Raw genomic sequence first — 14,372 nt, forward strand, 5'->3', positions numbered from 1 at the left:
GATCAATTCTTCTTGGGCCAGTATTTATCTATCATCTCCTGCTTGATACCCACCTCGTCCGGCGAAAAACATTCGGCCAGGGTCTGCCAGCCCAGGTCCAGGGCCTGTTCCAGCCCGATATCCACCTTCAGGTCCAAAAACCGTTTATAGAACTTTTGGGAGTAATCCAGATAGCGTTCATCCTCCGGGGTCTTGTCGAAGCCCATGGCCAGCTTCTGCTCCACCTCCCGGCTCTTGGCGTACAGCCGGATCATGCTGTTCATGATATGGCCGTGGTCCTCCCGGGTGACCTTGCCGATCACCAGCTGTTTCAGGCGGGACAGCGATCCGAAGGGCTCCACCACCCCCTTGCGCAGGTAGAATTGCCCCTCGGTGATGTAGCCGGTATTGTCCGGCACCGGGTGGGTGACATCGTCGCCCGGCATAGTGGTCACCGCCAGGATGGTGATGGAACCGGCCCCCTCGAAATCCACCGCCTTCTCGTAGCGGGCCGCCAGGTCGCTGTACAGCGAGCCGGGATAGCCCAGGTTGGAGGGCACCTGGTCCATGGAGATGGCGATCTCCTTGAGGGCGTCGGCGAAGGCGGTCATGTCGGACAGCAGCACCAGCACCCTTTTCCCCTGCACCCCGAACTGCTCGGCCGCCGCCAGGGCCAGGTCCGGCACCAGTAGCCGCTCCACCACCGGGTCGGAGGCGGTGTGGATGAACATGATGGTCCGGGACAACACTCCGGCCTGTTCGAAGGAAATTTTGAATTTGAGGTACTCGTCGTATTTCAGGCCGATGCCTCCCAAAATGACCACGTCGGCGTTGGCCCGCATCCCTATCCGGGCCAGCAGTTCGTTGTAGGGCTCCCCGGCCGCGGCGAAGATGGGCAGCTTCTGGCTCTCCACCAGCGGATTGAACACGTCCACCATCGGCACCCGGGTCTCGATGAATCCCCGGGGGATCACCCGCCGGATGGGGTTGACCGACGGCCCGCCGATCTCTATCCTGGGCAGGGATCTCAGCTCCGGCCCGCCGTCCATCGGCCGGCCCGACCCGTTGAAGATCCTGCCCAGCAGGGCCTCCCCGAAGGCCACCTGCATGGGGTGCTTGAGGAACCGCACCTGGTCGCCGGTGGAGATGCCCCGGGTCCCGGCGAACACCTGCAGAAACACCTGGTCGCCCTGCAGCCGGATCACCTGGGCCAGCGATGAGCGGCCCTGTCCCTTGACGGTGGCCAGTTCGCCGTTGCGGATGCCAGCGGCATGGACGGTGATGATGTCCCCCTGGATCCGGGAGATCAGATCGTATTCCTGGATCATCTTGCCTCCTTGCCCAGCATGGCGCCGATCTCCCGGCGGTATCCCAGATATTTTTCGCCCTGGTAGGGGCTGTACTTCATCTGGAAGAACAGGTTCTGCAGGCGGGTCATCTGGTCCCGGGCCTGCTGTTTGTTATCGAAATCGAATCGGTGGCGGACCATCTCGGTCAACAGCAGGAAATCCTCTATCTGCCGCTGGCGCGGGGTGGCCCGGTCCACCGGGTCGAAGGAATCCTGTTGCAGGCAGGTGGCGTCCACGATCTCCGATTTCTGATAGGTGACCAGATCGTCCAGCGAGATGCCCTCCTCCCCCACCACCAGCATCATCTGCCGGACGGCGTTGCCGTCGGCCATCAGCTGATGGGTCTCCCTGACCATCTCCACCCATTCCGGATGGCGCCGGTTCAAAAATTCCTCCATCTGTTTGAGGTACAAACTCCAGGAGATCAGGGGATCGATGGCCGGATACCTCCGCTGGTCGGACCGGCTGCGCGACAGCCCGTGGAAGGCCCCCACCACCTTGAGGGTGTTCTGGGTCACCGGCTCCTCGAAATTGCCCCCGGCCGGGGAGACGCTGCCGATCATGGTCAGCGAGCCGGTGCCCTCATTATGCAGTTTGACCACCCCGGCCCGCTCATAGACCGCCGCGATCCGGCTCTCCAGGTAGGCCGGAAAGGCCTCCTCGCCGGGGATCTCCTCCAGCCGGGCCGAGGATTCTCTTAAAGCCTGGGCCCAGCGCGAGGTGCTGTCGGCCAGCAGCAGGACCTTCAGGCCCAGCTGCCGGTAATACTCCCCCAGGGTCAGCCCGGTGTAGATGGAGGCCTCCCGGGCCGCCACCGGCATGGAGGAGGTGTTGCAGATGATCACCGTCCGGTCCATCAGGGAGCGCCCGGTCTTGGGATCCTCCAGCTGGGGGAACTCCCGGATGGTCTCCACCACCTCGCCGGCCCGCTCCCCGCAGGCCACGATGATGACGATGTCGGCCTCGGCGTAGCGGGAGATGATCTGCTGCAGCACGGTCTTGCCGGCCCCGAACGGTCCGGGGATGCAGGCGGTGCCGCCCTCGGCCAGGGGGAAGAAGATGTCTATCAGCCGGCACTGGGTCAGCAGCTGCTGGTCCGGCAGCAGCCTTTCGCGGTAGGCCCGCATGGGCTGTTTCACCGGCCACTCCTGTTTCATGGTGACCGTGATCTCCCTGCCGTCCTGATTCTTTATTTTGGCGATGGAGTGAGATATCTTATATTTGCCGGTCGGTGATATCTGTTGAATCTCCCAATTTCCCGAGAGTATTAAAGGAACCATGATGGGATGCTTAAACAGGCCTTCGGTGACATGCCCCAGATACTCACCCGGTTTGACCCGGTCTCCTTTTTTAACCAGAGGCGTAAAGTCCCACAATTTCTCCTCATCCAGTGGAGCCAGATACTGCCCGCGCTTAAGGAAGAATCCCTGGTTGTTCTCCAGCAGGGCCAGCGGATTCTGCAGCCCGTCGTAGATGTTGCCCAGCATGCCCGGCCCCAGCACGGCCGAAAGCACCTGTCCGGAGAAATCCACCCGGTCGCCGATCATCAGTCCGGCGGTGCTCTCGAAGACCTGCATGTCCACCTGGCGGCCCCGGATCCGGATGACCTCCGACTTCAGGGCCTGACCCTGGCAGTGGACGTAGGCCACCTCGTTCTGCACCACCTCCCGGCCCGGGTCGATCTCGGCCACCACCAGCGGCCCGTTGACCGATACCACTCTTCCTATGGTCTTATCCGTCACTTAACTTCTCCGGCAAATGTTATTTTATCCAGGTCGAATGGCTTTCCCTGATCCTGCCACCGGGAAAATATATAGGCCTGCGACAGGTATCCCAGCAGGGCGCCCAGCGAAAAGCCGTCATGGTCCAGGCAGCCCGAGATGAACTTCAGCCGCTCCCGGTCCAGGTACCTCTCCGCCTCCAGCGGGCCGTCACATTCCTTGAGACCAGAAAGAAGCTGATCAAAATTATAAAACGTATTGTTCGGGGCCACCAGGTATCCGGCCGGGTCCAGGCCCGCCGCAGAGGCCCGCCAGGCGGTCAGCGCATTGCGCAGCTGGATCTCCCAGGGTAGGTATTTTTTCAAAAAGGCATTGCCGGACCTCTCCGCCGTCTGCAGGGCCAGGGTGTGATACCTCTCCCATAACTGATCGTAGACATATGGCCGGGCCGGGCCGCCAGCCTGGCCTTTCAGAAAATCCAGGATCACCTCCGGCAGGCCCTCCTGGGTGTCGATATCCTCCGGGGTCAATCTTCCCCCCGGCAGGAATTTTTCCCGGCCCGACTCCCGGCCGATGAAATTGGCCACGTCGGCGTAAAGCAGATGGACCTCCAGCGTTTCCCGGTCGGCCGGAGCTATGTTCTGCCGGGCCTGGGCCGCCAGCCAGGTTAGCTCCGCCCCCAGGGGCTGGCCCAGGGCCGCCGGCAGGGGCGGCAGCAGGGACATCAGGTAATAATAATTGCCCACCGGACCTATTTCTCCCTGGGAGCAAAGAAATGCTTGCGGAAGCGGGGGGAACAGAAATCGGACAAGGCCTCGGTAAGCCCGTCGCTGAAATTGAAGTGAGTACCCGTTCCCTGCACTCCCAGTTTGAAGCCGAAGCTTATTTTATCCGTGAAATGGACGTCCACGTGGCCGAGCATCTTCTTCCCGCATTTTTCCAGGCACCAGGCTTCCAGTTCCTTCTTCTGCTTTTCCGGAAGCAGTAGTTCTATCCTGGCCTCCTGTCCTATCGACTTGGCATAGGCTTCCAGAACATGCTCGATCATTTTGGGCAGGAACCCGGGAGCCGACACGGCCTGGCGGATCTCCTCGGACAGGACCGGGCTGACCACCGAGGTCTCCAGTTCTTCCTGAACTTTGATCAAAAAATTCCGAGCGGCGGTATCCATGTCCGCTTCCATCTGCTTTTTTATTAGTTCAGCCTCGGTTTTGGCTTGGGATACTGTCTCATCGGCCTGTTTGAGGGCCACGGCGTTGATGGCCTCGGCCTCAAGTTTGGCCTCGGCCAGTATCCTGTCGGCCTGGCCCTTGGCCGGCTCGATTATCCCGTCCTTAAGCTCCTTGGTGATATCGCCCAGGGTTCTGGTCATTTATATTCTCCTTTTTCTTGGAAGCATGACTGGTCAATTTAATATTTCAAAATGCAAATATTAAATTGCATATTTCAAATTTATTATTTGCCCCGCTTGGCCGTTATCACAGATTTTGCAATTATTTTTACCAACTCGTTTGCTTCATTCAAAAGGCCTTCTGTTTGAGCGTCCGGCACTAATTGAGCCTTGCGGATGAGCCTTAGCCAATACAATGATTCTTTTAATTCTTTCAGAACGATCTGCATCTTATGGATGAAATCATTCTTGCTTTCTGCCCCGCAGCATTCCTCATAATTTGCTCCGGCCGATGTCGCAGATCTCATTAGTTGTTTCGAAACATGAAAACCAGCAGCACTTTTTGCCAAAGGGCTCATCAGCTTGATGACATTGGCGGCAAAATTCAACAGGCGTTCTGATATTTCATTCTTCTGCAGACTCATTTTTCAATTTGAATTTTTAATTTTACAATTTACATTTTGCATTTTGCATTTTTAATCAAAGTATCTTCCCGATCCTCTCCACCGCTTCCTTCATCCGCTGGCTGGGTATGGTCAATGCCATCCGCACGTATCCTTCTCCGTTGGCCCCGAAGCCGACCCCCGGCACCGCCATCACCCCGGCCTTCTCCAATAAAAGATCGGCGAAGTCTATCGACCCCGTTTTGCCCGGCGTCTTCAGCCACAGGTAGAAGGTGGCTTTTGGCAGATCGAACTCCAGCCCCATTTTCCTCAGCCCGGCGGCCAGGATGTCCCGGCGCTCCTGGTAGATCCGGCAGTTGTCCCTGACGCATTCCTGCGATCCATCCAGGGCGGCGATCCCGGCGTACTGCACCGCCTGGAACACCCCGGAATCGGTGTTGGTCTTTATCCTGAGAAGGGCTGATAGGATCTCTGCATTGCCCACCGCCATCCCTATCCGCCAGCCGGTCATGTTGTAGGTCTTGGAGAGCGAATGGAACTCAATGGCGCATTCTTTGGCCCCCTCCACCTGCATGATGCTGGGCGGCCGGTAGCCGTCGAAGGCGATCTCGGAATAGATCCCGTCGTTGAGGATGATGATCCCGTTTTTGACAGCCCACTCGACCAGCTCCCGGTAGAAATCCAGGTCGGCCACCGCCGAGGTGGGATTGCTGGGATAGCACAGGAAAATGGCCTTGATCCCCTTGGTGGGAAGTTCGGAGATGACCGGCAGGTATCTGTTCTCCGGCCGGACCGGGTACTTTATGATCTCGGCCCCGGCGAACATGGTCTGGGCGGCGTAGACCGGATAGCCCGGATCGGGGCACAGCACCCTGTCGCCCGGCCCGAACAGGGCCCAGCAGATGTGGGCCAGGCCGTCCTTGGCGCCCATCAGGGCCACCACCTCTTTGTTTGGGTCGAGGTTGGCCGAGAATCTTTTCCGGTACCAGCCGGCCACCGCCCGGCGGAAGGACGGCATCCCGTCGTAGGTGGGATAGCAATGGTTCTCGATGTTGCCGGCCTGGGCGCACAGGGCATCCACGATGTGCTTGGGCGTGGGCAGGTCGGGATCGCCCACCCCCAGGTCGATGATGTCGGCCCCCTTATCCTGCAGCTCCTTCTTCTTGGCGTTGAGCTGGGCGAACAGGTAGGGCGGCAGCTTTTGCAGCCGGTCGGCGGCGATTATCCTCATTGATCCCCCCTCAGCAGGCCGAGCTTCTTCCTGGCGATGTCGTTCTGGATCATGCTCCCCGCATCATTCTTCAAAAACAGTTCCAGGGCCCGGATGGCTTCCCCGGTCTCTTCTTTTGTCCGCGGTTTCTTGGACGCTAATCTGGAGCCCAGCAGATAATAGGCTTCTATCTTCTGCGGATCATATTTTATGGCCAGCCGGAGGCACTTGATGGATTCGTTCAGGTCCTTTTCCCGGGTCAGGCCATAGGCTAAATTGTAATAGTTGTCGGCATTGCCCGGATCCAAGGCGATAGCCTGGTTAAAATATTTGACTGCGGAATCGGGCATGGTTCTGGTCAGATAACAATACCCTATATTGGAATAAAATACCGCCGGATTGGAGCAGTTGGCCAGGCCCTGCTTAAAAGCGGCAACGGCCCGGTCCAGGGAATCGCTGTTCAAATAGGCCTGGCCCAGTGAAATATAGGCCGCTTCATATTTGGGATCATATTTTAGGGCCGAATCAAAACATCTTATGGCCTCTGCGCGGTGCTTGGGATTGGAATAGATGATCCCCAGGTTATAATAGGCGTCGGCAAAACCGGGGTCCTTGCTTATGGCATAGGTGAATTCCTTGATGGAATTCAAGGTATCGCCGGATTGAAAGGCCTGGACCCCTTTCCCGAAATGCTCCTCGGGCGTCCCGCCGACGCAGCCGACGGCGATCAGGGATAAGATCAGGATCGATAAGATGTGTTTCATATTAATATTATAGATTTTATTTTTTTAACTCGTCCTTCTCCCTTCTCTTGGGCTTGTGCTGAGCCTGTCGAAGCAAAGAGAAGGGTTGGGGTTGAGTCTATTTTTCAAGTACGTCCTTCATGTCGTACATCCCCGGTCTGGCCCGGGCCAGGAATCTGGCCGCCGCCAGCGCCCCCTCGGCGAACACCCTTCGGCTGTGGGCCCGGTGGGTGAACTCCAGCCGCTCGCCCGGGCCGGCAAAAACCACCGTATGCTCGCCCACGATATCCCCGGCCCGGATGGAGACCACCCCGATCTCGCCCTCGGCCCGGGGTTTGCCGGAGCTCTCCCGCTGGTAGACCGGCTGGCCGCCCCGCGCCGCAGTTATCTCGGACAGCAGTTTCTTGGCGGTGCCGCTGGGGGCGTCCTTTTTGTTTTTATGGTGGGATTCGATGATCTCCACGTCGTAGTTGCCGGGGATGATCCTGGCGGCCCGGGAGATGATGTCATAAAACAGGTTGACCCCGATGGACAGGTTGGAGGAGACCAGCAGGGGGATCTTTTTCGATAGTTCCTGCAGTTCTTTCGTTTGATCGGGGTTGATCCCGGTGGCGCCGATGACCATGGGCTTTTTATGCTGGGCCGCGATCCGGGCGTTCTTTAGCGAGGCCTCGGGCGAGGTGAAATCTATCACCACGTCGCCTTGGTCTATTATTTTGCCGAGATCCGCCGACAGCTCCGGCAGAGTGTCCCCGAATTTCTGTCCGATCATCGAGTATCCTAGACATTCCACCAAGCCGACAATGGCGAAATCCGGATTTTCCCGGCAGGCGTCTATTATGGCCCGGCCCATCCGGCCGGCCGCCCCGCAGATGATGATGTTTATCATGGTTTCATTCCTTGATCGATTTGAACCTTGCTGACCATTATATTACCAGGAAAGGGTAAGATATACCGATTTATTGAATGGGTCGGCCCTCAATCCGATCTTATGCTTTTCATACAGCACTGTGTTGTATCTTTCCACGGCAAGGCAGATATGTTCTTCAGCATTCATTACGAAAACAAATCCTATGGTGGCGACTCCGATGCCGGCGAATAGAACCGGCTTATTGAGTTCATTTCCTGCCATGGCTTGCCCCAATGGATAACCTATAAGCGCACCACCAACAATTCCGAAAAGCTGGCCATAACTATTCCACGCTTTGCCACGGGAGAAAGATTCCTCCATTTCACTGTCGTAAACCTGGTCTAATATTGATCCCAGTTCTTTGATGTTCTTTACCTTGATGTCGTCAACTTTATAGGTTTTAAAATACCGGCCGCTGATCTCTATTTCCTTTGGCGCCGGGGGTGTTTGGGCGGATATTCCCGTGGTGGTTAGGAAAAGCGCACCCACAAAGAAAACAACTGCTGTTTTGAATTTCATTGGCTTTCCCCCTGAATACGGTTTTACTGATAAATTTCAGGCCCTCTTCCCATCCTGCCGCCCGCCCCGCAGATTATCAGGTTTATCATATTTTCATTCCTTGACGAATTTGAACGACCGGTACCGGCTGCCTTCCTGGATCCTCAGAAAATATATGCCGCCGGGCAGCCCCGATAGGTCTAGCTGCGGCAGACTGGTCGGCCCCAGGCAGCGCTGGCCCAGAATGGTATAAAGTACCGCCCGGTATTTGGCAGCCTGGCTGGTTGAGGATATATGGATGAGGTTTCGGGCCGGATTGGGGTAGATCCTGAAATTCCCCGCCGGGCCCGGAGAGGGTTCGTCGACGACGACCCCGACCGGCCCACTCCGGTAGCGGAGGAATATCCTGAAAATACCGGCGCTGTCCTTTTGGTGGTAGTACATTGCCTGCTTGTCGGCGGTCAGGGTCGGCGCCTCGGGCACATAGCCGAGGTTGGAATGGAGCACCACCGGGGGGCCGAAAGCCTGGTCGGCGGACGCGCGTAGGGCCAGGCAGATCTCGGTGTTGATGGTGTTCTTCAGCAGCCGGGTGAAATAGAGTTCCAGCCCGTCCCCGGTTATCTGCGGAGCATAGACCAAATATCCGGTATCGTTGACGGCGGCGAAGATCTCCTCGGTATCCGGGAGTTTGTTGAAGGTGCTGTCGTCAATCCTTTGGGCCGCCCCCAGCCTGGCCTGTTCCGGAATGCCGGTGGGCTCGGCCAGGTTGAAATAGGCATTGTTATAGTACAGCCTGTCGCCCTGATAGTTGATGGTGCCGTCCATGATCAGCCAGCCCAGGGTGTCGATGTTGAAATCCCCGTAGACCCGGGTGGTATCGGTGACCGCTCCGGTAGAATACCGCCCCCGGTGGAGGCTCTCGAAGACGGCGGGATAGCCTCTCAGCGACACCCAGAAGAAATTCCCGGCCGAATCCAGCGAGGCCACCGCATCCAGGTGATCGGGCGAGGGATCATAGATGCCACCCACCAGGCCGCCATATGTGAAAACCGAGTCATTCACCCTGCTCGCATGATACAGGTTGGTGTTGCCGCCGGAATTGAGGGAGTTGAAGAACAGGGTATTCCCGTCCGGGGAGATGAACGGCTCCATGGCGTCGAAGGTCAGGCCGATGATAGTGACCTGCTTTTCCGGGCCGAAGGCCGGATATTCCTGAGCCAGCGCCGCCCCGCCGGCCAGGACAGCCACGGCAGCCCATAAGAGATTTCTTATCTTAAAACTATACATCACCTTTTGTTGCGCGGCGGCATCCGGCCGGCCGCCCGCATGCGATACGGTTGAACATAATGCCAGATATCAAAATATTATCGGCGTTTGACCGACAAAAACTGCATTGTTTTTTATTCTTTTCCCAAGGTTTGCAACCATGATGCGAAATCATCATCACCCGCTCTAAGGATCAAGGTGTCCAGGGGCGCTTTTTGTGCAAAATGCCTGAATATATAACCGTATTTCCGGTAGTCCCCCCGTTCCGGGTCCCCGATGGTTCTCCATATTTCCCCGGGGCTCATCCGGTAGTCTTTCAATTTCAACTGGTCGGCCGCATATATGGCAAACCCCTCGAAAAACCAGACCGGGCCCATGGCCTCCTCATTGCCGTTCAATATCCTGATATGGAGCCGGTGGGCCATTTCATGAGCCAGCAGTTTGGGGTAATAATCATCCTCTTTGCCCCCGGGAAAATTCTCTATGAATATCTCCGGGGTCACCGCCATCAAGATCCTGTTCTCCAAAGCCGCCGAATAGGTTTTGGGCAGTTCGGTGCCGCTGTCCAAACCGGCGCTTTTCAATATCGCTTCATCGAACGTTCCTTTGTCGGCAAAGACCACAAAGCTATCGGCAAAACTTTCAGTGGCCAAAGGTGCCCAGCCATTTTTTCCCGCAAAGTCACCGATCCTTTTCCGGGCCGCCGCCAAAGCCTGCTCGAATTCGATTCTCCTTTTTTCCAAAACTGCCGGAAGAATTACTGGGATACTCTTCATTTTGTTGCCATCACTGCCTTTGGTCTTGTTGAGAATTGACGTTTCGCTTGAGGCACGGCAGCCTGCCAGCAGAACCAGGCAAACCAGGGATTGTATCATCTGAGACATATTTAGTGCCTAGCGATGTAATCGTCCAGCTCCCCGTGCCAGGCGTCGGGCTCATGGGTCCGGGGGACCGTCTCCTCGCTGAACAGCAGGTCTATCAGGTAACGCGGACGTTTGCCGCCGATATGCATCGATTTTATGCAGGAGATGCAATAGACGACCACCTCCTGGGCCGGCATCTCCCAGGCCCGCTGGATCATCTGCTCCTTGACCTGTTCCACCGGGATGACCCCGTAAAAACTGTCGCCGCAACAGGTGCTTTTGGTCCGGGTGCGGGCCGGTTCAATGACCGTTATGTTCATTTTTTGCAGCAAAGCCCGGACAGCATCATGCACCCGCTCCTGGTCCCGGGTGGGACAGGCGTCGAGGATGGACATCCGCCGGCCCTGGTGGTCCGGAAAGGCGAAGAAATCGCTCTGGGCCAATATCTCCCACAGGGATATGGTGGATGAATTATGATAATCGTTCCGGAACCGCTTGTCGCAGCCGGGACAGATGTTGATCACCTCGGTATCTTCGGTGAACTGGGGGTCATGGTGGCAGCAGATATCCAGCCGGTCCATCTTGCCCAGATTCTCATTCAGCAGGGAATGCAGTTTGTCGGCCAGTTCCGGCTTGTACAGCATCAGGCCGCAGCCCGGGGCGAAGATCCTTTTTCTCATATCTCTTCTTTAAAAGCGCTGGATATTTTCCCCTCAGATGGGCCGGGCGATCAGGATCCCCTCCAGGCGGTTGTAATAATCGTAGCTTCCGGTCCACAGGCCGTACCAATGGCCCCCCAGCTTCCAATGGTATTTATAAGGGCGGTTCCGGCCGTTGGTGGAAAGGCCGTAGCGCATCCAGCCCACCCCTATCCCGCTGCCGTCCAGGCTGGCGGTGCCGGCGCTGTCCCGGGTGTCGCCGTAATGGCCGCTGCTGGCGCAGTCCAGTATCCTGATGGTGGCTTCGCTGCCGATGATGATGGGCTGGCTCCAGGCGATCATCACATGGCCGGTGCTGGCGTCCTTGTTCTCCCGGTCCTGGTACTGCTGCCGCCAGTCCTCATCATATTTCACCACGATGATGTCGCCCTTCCTGATGGAATCCGCCGCCAGGAACACCTTCCAGTATTTGTTCTGTCCCACCGGGTTGGCTTCCCCGCCGGCGTCGTTGCCCAGGATGTCACGGAAATAATCGTAGAACCCCCAGGCCCGGGGCCGGGGATCGAAGGTGTGGAAGGCATTGGCGAACAGCGCCAGGTCCTGGTAATGGTCGTACAGCGCCTGCCGGATGACAAAATCGCCCACCAGGCCGGAGCAATCGTAGATATAGGTGCCGGAGGCCTCGTCCATCACCCGGCCGGAGTAGTGCTCGTATCTGGTGGTATCCAGGTTGTCCAGGATGGCCTGGGCCCGGGCTTTGAAGATCCCGCTGGGCGCGGCCGCGCCGGAGGTGTCGTCTATCTGGACCGGCGGGGTGAAGACGGTGAGATCGTATTCTACCGGGATGATCTCGTAGTCCGAATGGTAGGTCTCGGTGAAGGAGGGATCCTCGGCGCTGGTGGGGGTTTCCTTGCTGCAGCCGAAGACCAGCAGCACTAAGCCGGTGATCGAAAGAACAACTCTCTTCATTATATTTCCTTTAATTAATTTCCTGATATACGAAGGTGTTCATAAAGCATTGATCATTTACAAAGATAAACTAATAAACCGGTCAAAGAGAAACCATCTACAATTTCCCTTCTGTGGATCATTTCCCTGATCTCAATTTTTGAGAACCATTTTATGCTTTTCACTTCATTAGTGTCAAACTTGCCAACGCAATTTACAGCTTTCGCTTGGACTACATGAAAAACCTGATCGGATGAACCGTTTGATGGATTATAAGAATAAATATGCTGGCAATTAGCGATGGAATAACCGGTCTCTTCATGAACTTCTCTGACTGCGGTATCTAAAATTGATTCATTATCATCCATACCTCCGGCGGGTATTTCCCAACCTATCGATTGTGGAATATATCGGTATGATTCAATCAACAAGATTTCATCCTTATCGTTTTCGACAACCACGCCAACAGCACCATTATCAAAACTTACAACATGATACTTCTCAATGATACTCCCGTCAAGAAATCTAACTTTATCCGCGTAAAGATTAACCCATTTACTTTGATATATGATCTCTCTGGAAAGCCTTACCGGAAGCATATATCCTCCTAAAGATTATAAAATACCTTTTCACCCTTCAAAAATATTATTTGCCGGGCGAATCACGATTCGCCCCTACACGATTTCAAACAACTCAAACCGTTTCAAACCCCGCTTGCCTTTTATTGTTGCATCTCAAACAGCAACCATCGAAAAGTTTTATCATTCCCCCTCAAACAAACATCCCGGCAAGCATGGGGCCTATCCCCGTTCCACCTCGTAGTTCGGAGCCTCCTTGGTGATCACCACGTCGTGGACATGGCTTTCCTTTAGCCCGGCGTTGGTTATCCTCACAAAGGTGGCCTTGGCCTGCAGGGCCTTCAGATTGGCCGCGCCGCAGTAACCCATCCCGCTCTTGAGGCCCCCGATCAATTGATAGACGGTATCGGCCAGCGGCCCCTTGTAGGGTATCCGGCCCTCGATGCCCTCGGGCACGAACTTCTTCTCCTCGGTGTTCTTCTCCTGGAAATACCGGTCGGCGCTGCCCTTGCGCATGGCGCCCAGGGAGCCCATCCCGCGGTAGACCTTGTAGCTGCGGCCCTGCAGCAAAATGGTCTCGCCCGGGCTCTCCTCGGTGCCGGCGAAGATGTTCCCGATCATGATGCAGTCGGCCCCGGCCGCCAGCGCCTTGACGATGTCGCCGGAGTACTTTATCCCGCCGTCGGCGATGATCGGTATCTTGTATTTAAGGGCCACCGCCCTGGCCTCCATCACCGCGGTCAGTTGCGGCACCCCCACCCCGGCTATCACCCGGGTGGTGCAGATGGAGCCCGGCCCGATCCCTATCTTGACGGCGTCCACCCCGGCCCGGATCAGCTCCCGGGTGGCCTCGGCGGTGGCCACATTGCCGGCCACCAGGTCCACCTTGGGGAACTTGGCCTTGACCTTCTTGACCGCGGCGATGACGCCGATGGAATGGCCGTGGGCGGTGTCTATCACCAGGGCATCCACCCCGGCAGCCACCAGGGCCTCGGCCCGCTCCAGATAATCGCCGGAAACCCCGATGGCGGCGGCCACCCGCAGGCGGCCCTGGCTGTCCTTGCAGGCGTTGGGGTGCTTCTCCTTCTTCATCACATCCTTGACGGTGAACAGCCCCTTGAGCATCCCCTTTTTATCCACGATGGGCAGTTTTTCTATTCGGTGCTGGTGGAGGATCCGGCTGGCCTCGTCCAGGGTGGTGCCCACCGGGGCGGTGATCAGGTCCTCTTTGGTCATCACATCGCCGATCTTTTTGGTGTGGTCCTTTTCGAACACCAGGTCCCGGTTGGTGATGATGCCCACCAAGCGGCCTCCCGGATCGGTGATGGGGATGCCCGAGATGGAGAATTTTCTCATCATGGCCAGGGCGTCTATCAGCAGGTGCTCCGGCGAAAGGGAGATGGGATTGGAGACCATCCCGCTCTCGGAACGCTTGACCCGGTCCACCTCGGAGGCCTGATCCTCGATGGCCAGGTTCTTGTGGATCACCCCCATGCCGCCCTCCCGGGCCAGGGCCACCGCCAGCCGGTGCTCGGTGACGGTGTCCATGGCCGCCGACACCAGCGGGATGTTCAGCTTTATGTGCCGGGAGAACCTGGTGCCTATCTCCACCTCGTTGGGCAGCACTTCGGACCTCTGGGGGACCAGCAGCACATCGTCAAAGGTCAGCCCCTCGCCCTTAAGCCATTTGGTCATATATCCTCCGTAATAAAATTTTCTAAAACGTCTTGCCACCAAGGCACAAAGACACAAAGATATTTTTGATTGTTTGGAAAGTACTCATCCCTACCCTTCTCTATACCCCACGTCATTGCTAGCCGGCTTGATATTGAACTGACATCAATCATGTCACCC

General features: G+C 56.8%; 15 protein-coding genes. All 15 read right to left on the reverse strand.

The features are described from left to right. Positions 1 to 2: 2 nt before the first annotated feature. The 15 genes from RDU76_07805 to guaB all read right to left on the reverse strand — a co-directional run bounded on the left by RDU76_07805 (position 3) and on the right by guaB (position 14,213). Positions 3 to 1,307, reverse strand: coding sequence for a V-type ATP synthase subunit B (locus RDU76_07805; GenBank protein MDQ7798828.1), 1,305 nt, complete (start codon positions 1,305 to 1,307; stop codon positions 3 to 5). After that, positions 1,304 to 3,070: a V-type ATP synthase subunit A gene (locus tag RDU76_07810; protein ID MDQ7798829.1), complete on the reverse strand. Its 1,767-nt coding sequence runs from the start codon at positions 3,068 to 3,070 to the stop codon at positions 1,304 to 1,306. The genes RDU76_07805 and RDU76_07810 overlap by 4 nt, the downstream gene beginning before the upstream one ends. Continuing rightward, the gene (locus RDU76_07815) at positions 3,067 to 3,795 is read right to left on the reverse strand and encodes a DUF2764 family protein (GenBank protein MDQ7798830.1); all 729 of its coding nucleotides are present in this window, start codon (positions 3,793 to 3,795) and stop codon (positions 3,067 to 3,069) included. Before RDU76_07815 ends, RDU76_07810 begins: the two co-directional genes overlap by 4 nt. Before the next feature lie 5 nt (positions 3,796 to 3,800). Next, positions 3,801 to 4,421, reverse strand: a complete 621-nt coding sequence (locus RDU76_07820) for a hypothetical protein (GenBank protein MDQ7798831.1) — start codon at positions 4,419 to 4,421, stop codon at positions 3,801 to 3,803. 83 nt (positions 4,422 to 4,504) lie between these two features. Beyond that, entirely contained in the window at positions 4,505 to 4,864 is a 360-nt protein-coding gene (locus RDU76_07825) for a four helix bundle protein (protein MDQ7798832.1), read from the reverse strand. 55 nt (positions 4,865 to 4,919) lie between these two features. After that, a complete protein-coding gene (locus tag RDU76_07830; protein MDQ7798833.1) occupies positions 4,920 to 6,074 on the reverse strand; it encodes an LL-diaminopimelate aminotransferase in 1,155 nt (384 codons plus the stop codon). After that, entirely contained in the window at positions 6,071 to 6,817 is a 747-nt protein-coding gene (locus RDU76_07835) for a tetratricopeptide repeat protein (GenBank protein ID MDQ7798834.1), read from the reverse strand. The genes RDU76_07830 and RDU76_07835 overlap by 4 nt, the downstream gene beginning before the upstream one ends. A gap of 97 nt (positions 6,818 to 6,914) precedes the next feature. Then, the gene (gene dapB / locus RDU76_07840) at positions 6,915 to 7,685 is read right to left on the reverse strand and encodes a 4-hydroxy-tetrahydrodipicolinate reductase (protein ID MDQ7798835.1); all 771 of its coding nucleotides are present in this window, start codon (positions 7,683 to 7,685) and stop codon (positions 6,915 to 6,917) included. Positions 7,686 to 7,727: 42 nt separating this feature from the next. Then, entirely contained in the window at positions 7,728 to 8,225 is a 498-nt protein-coding gene (locus tag RDU76_07845; protein ID MDQ7798836.1) for a hypothetical protein, read from the reverse strand. A gap of 93 nt (positions 8,226 to 8,318) precedes the next feature. After that, on the reverse strand, positions 8,319 to 9,452 hold the full coding sequence (locus tag RDU76_07850; GenBank protein MDQ7798837.1) for a T9SS type A sorting domain-containing protein: 1,134 nt from the start codon (positions 9,450 to 9,452) through the stop codon (positions 8,319 to 8,321). A 152-nt stretch (positions 9,453 to 9,604) separates the two neighbouring features. Continuing rightward, on the reverse strand, positions 9,605 to 10,213 hold the full coding sequence (locus RDU76_07855) for a hypothetical protein (protein MDQ7798838.1): 609 nt from the start codon (positions 10,211 to 10,213) through the stop codon (positions 9,605 to 9,607). Between the two features lie 143 nt (positions 10,214 to 10,356). Then, on the reverse strand, positions 10,357 to 11,013 hold the full coding sequence (locus RDU76_07860) for a (Fe-S)-binding protein (GenBank protein ID MDQ7798839.1): 657 nt from the start codon (positions 11,011 to 11,013) through the stop codon (positions 10,357 to 10,359). 33 nt (positions 11,014 to 11,046) lie between these two features. Beyond that, positions 11,047 to 11,961, reverse strand: coding sequence for a hypothetical protein (locus RDU76_07865; protein ID MDQ7798840.1), 915 nt, complete (start codon positions 11,959 to 11,961; stop codon positions 11,047 to 11,049). 53 nt (positions 11,962 to 12,014) lie between these two features. Next, complete coding sequence (locus RDU76_07870) at positions 12,015 to 12,539, reverse strand: NUDIX hydrolase (GenBank protein MDQ7798841.1); 525 nt, start codon at positions 12,537 to 12,539, stop codon at positions 12,015 to 12,017. A gap of 201 nt (positions 12,540 to 12,740) precedes the next feature. After that, entirely contained in the window at positions 12,741 to 14,213 is a 1,473-nt protein-coding gene (gene guaB, locus RDU76_07875) for an IMP dehydrogenase (protein MDQ7798842.1), read from the reverse strand. Positions 14,214 to 14,372: the final 159 nt, after the last annotated feature.

Source organism: Candidatus Edwardsbacteria bacterium (assembly GCA_031082425.1).
Taxonomy (GTDB): domain Bacteria; phylum Edwardsbacteria; class AC1; order AC1; family EtOH8; genus UBA2226.

Bases quoted from the DNA above. Each gene is read 5' to 3' on its own strand.
- RDU76_07805 (MDQ7798828.1), bottom strand. From the start codon at position 1,307: ATGATCCAGGAATACGATCTGATCTCCCGGATCCAGGGGGACATCATC.
- RDU76_07835 (MDQ7798834.1), bottom strand. From the start codon at position 6,817: ATGAAACACATCTTATCGATCCTGATCTTATCCCTGATCGCCGTCGGC.
- RDU76_07865 (MDQ7798840.1), bottom strand. From the start codon at position 11,961: ATGAAGAGAGTTGTTCTTTCGATCACCGGCTTAGTGCTGCTGGTCTTC.
- RDU76_07825 (MDQ7798832.1), bottom strand. From the start codon at position 4,864: ATGAGTCTGCAGAAGAATGAAATATCAGAACGCCTGTTGAATTTTGCC.
- RDU76_07820 (MDQ7798831.1), bottom strand. From the start codon at position 4,421: ATGACCAGAACCCTGGGCGATATCACCAAGGAGCTTAAGGACGGGATA.
- dapB (MDQ7798835.1), bottom strand. From the start codon at position 7,685: ATGATAAACATCATCATCTGCGGGGCGGCCGGCCGGATGGGCCGGGCC.
- RDU76_07830 (MDQ7798833.1), bottom strand. From the start codon at position 6,074: ATGAGGATAATCGCCGCCGACCGGCTGCAAAAGCTGCCGCCCTACCTG.
- RDU76_07870 (MDQ7798841.1), bottom strand. From the start codon at position 12,539: ATGCTTCCGGTAAGGCTTTCCAGAGAGATCATATATCAAAGTAAATGG.
- guaB (MDQ7798842.1), bottom strand. From the start codon at position 14,213: ATGACCAAATGGCTTAAGGGCGAGGGGCTGACCTTTGACGATGTGCTG.
- RDU76_07845 (MDQ7798836.1), bottom strand. From the start codon at position 8,225: ATGAAATTCAAAACAGCAGTTGTTTTCTTTGTGGGTGCGCTTTTCCTA.
- RDU76_07860 (MDQ7798839.1), bottom strand. From the start codon at position 11,013: ATGAGAAAAAGGATCTTCGCCCCGGGCTGCGGCCTGATGCTGTACAAG.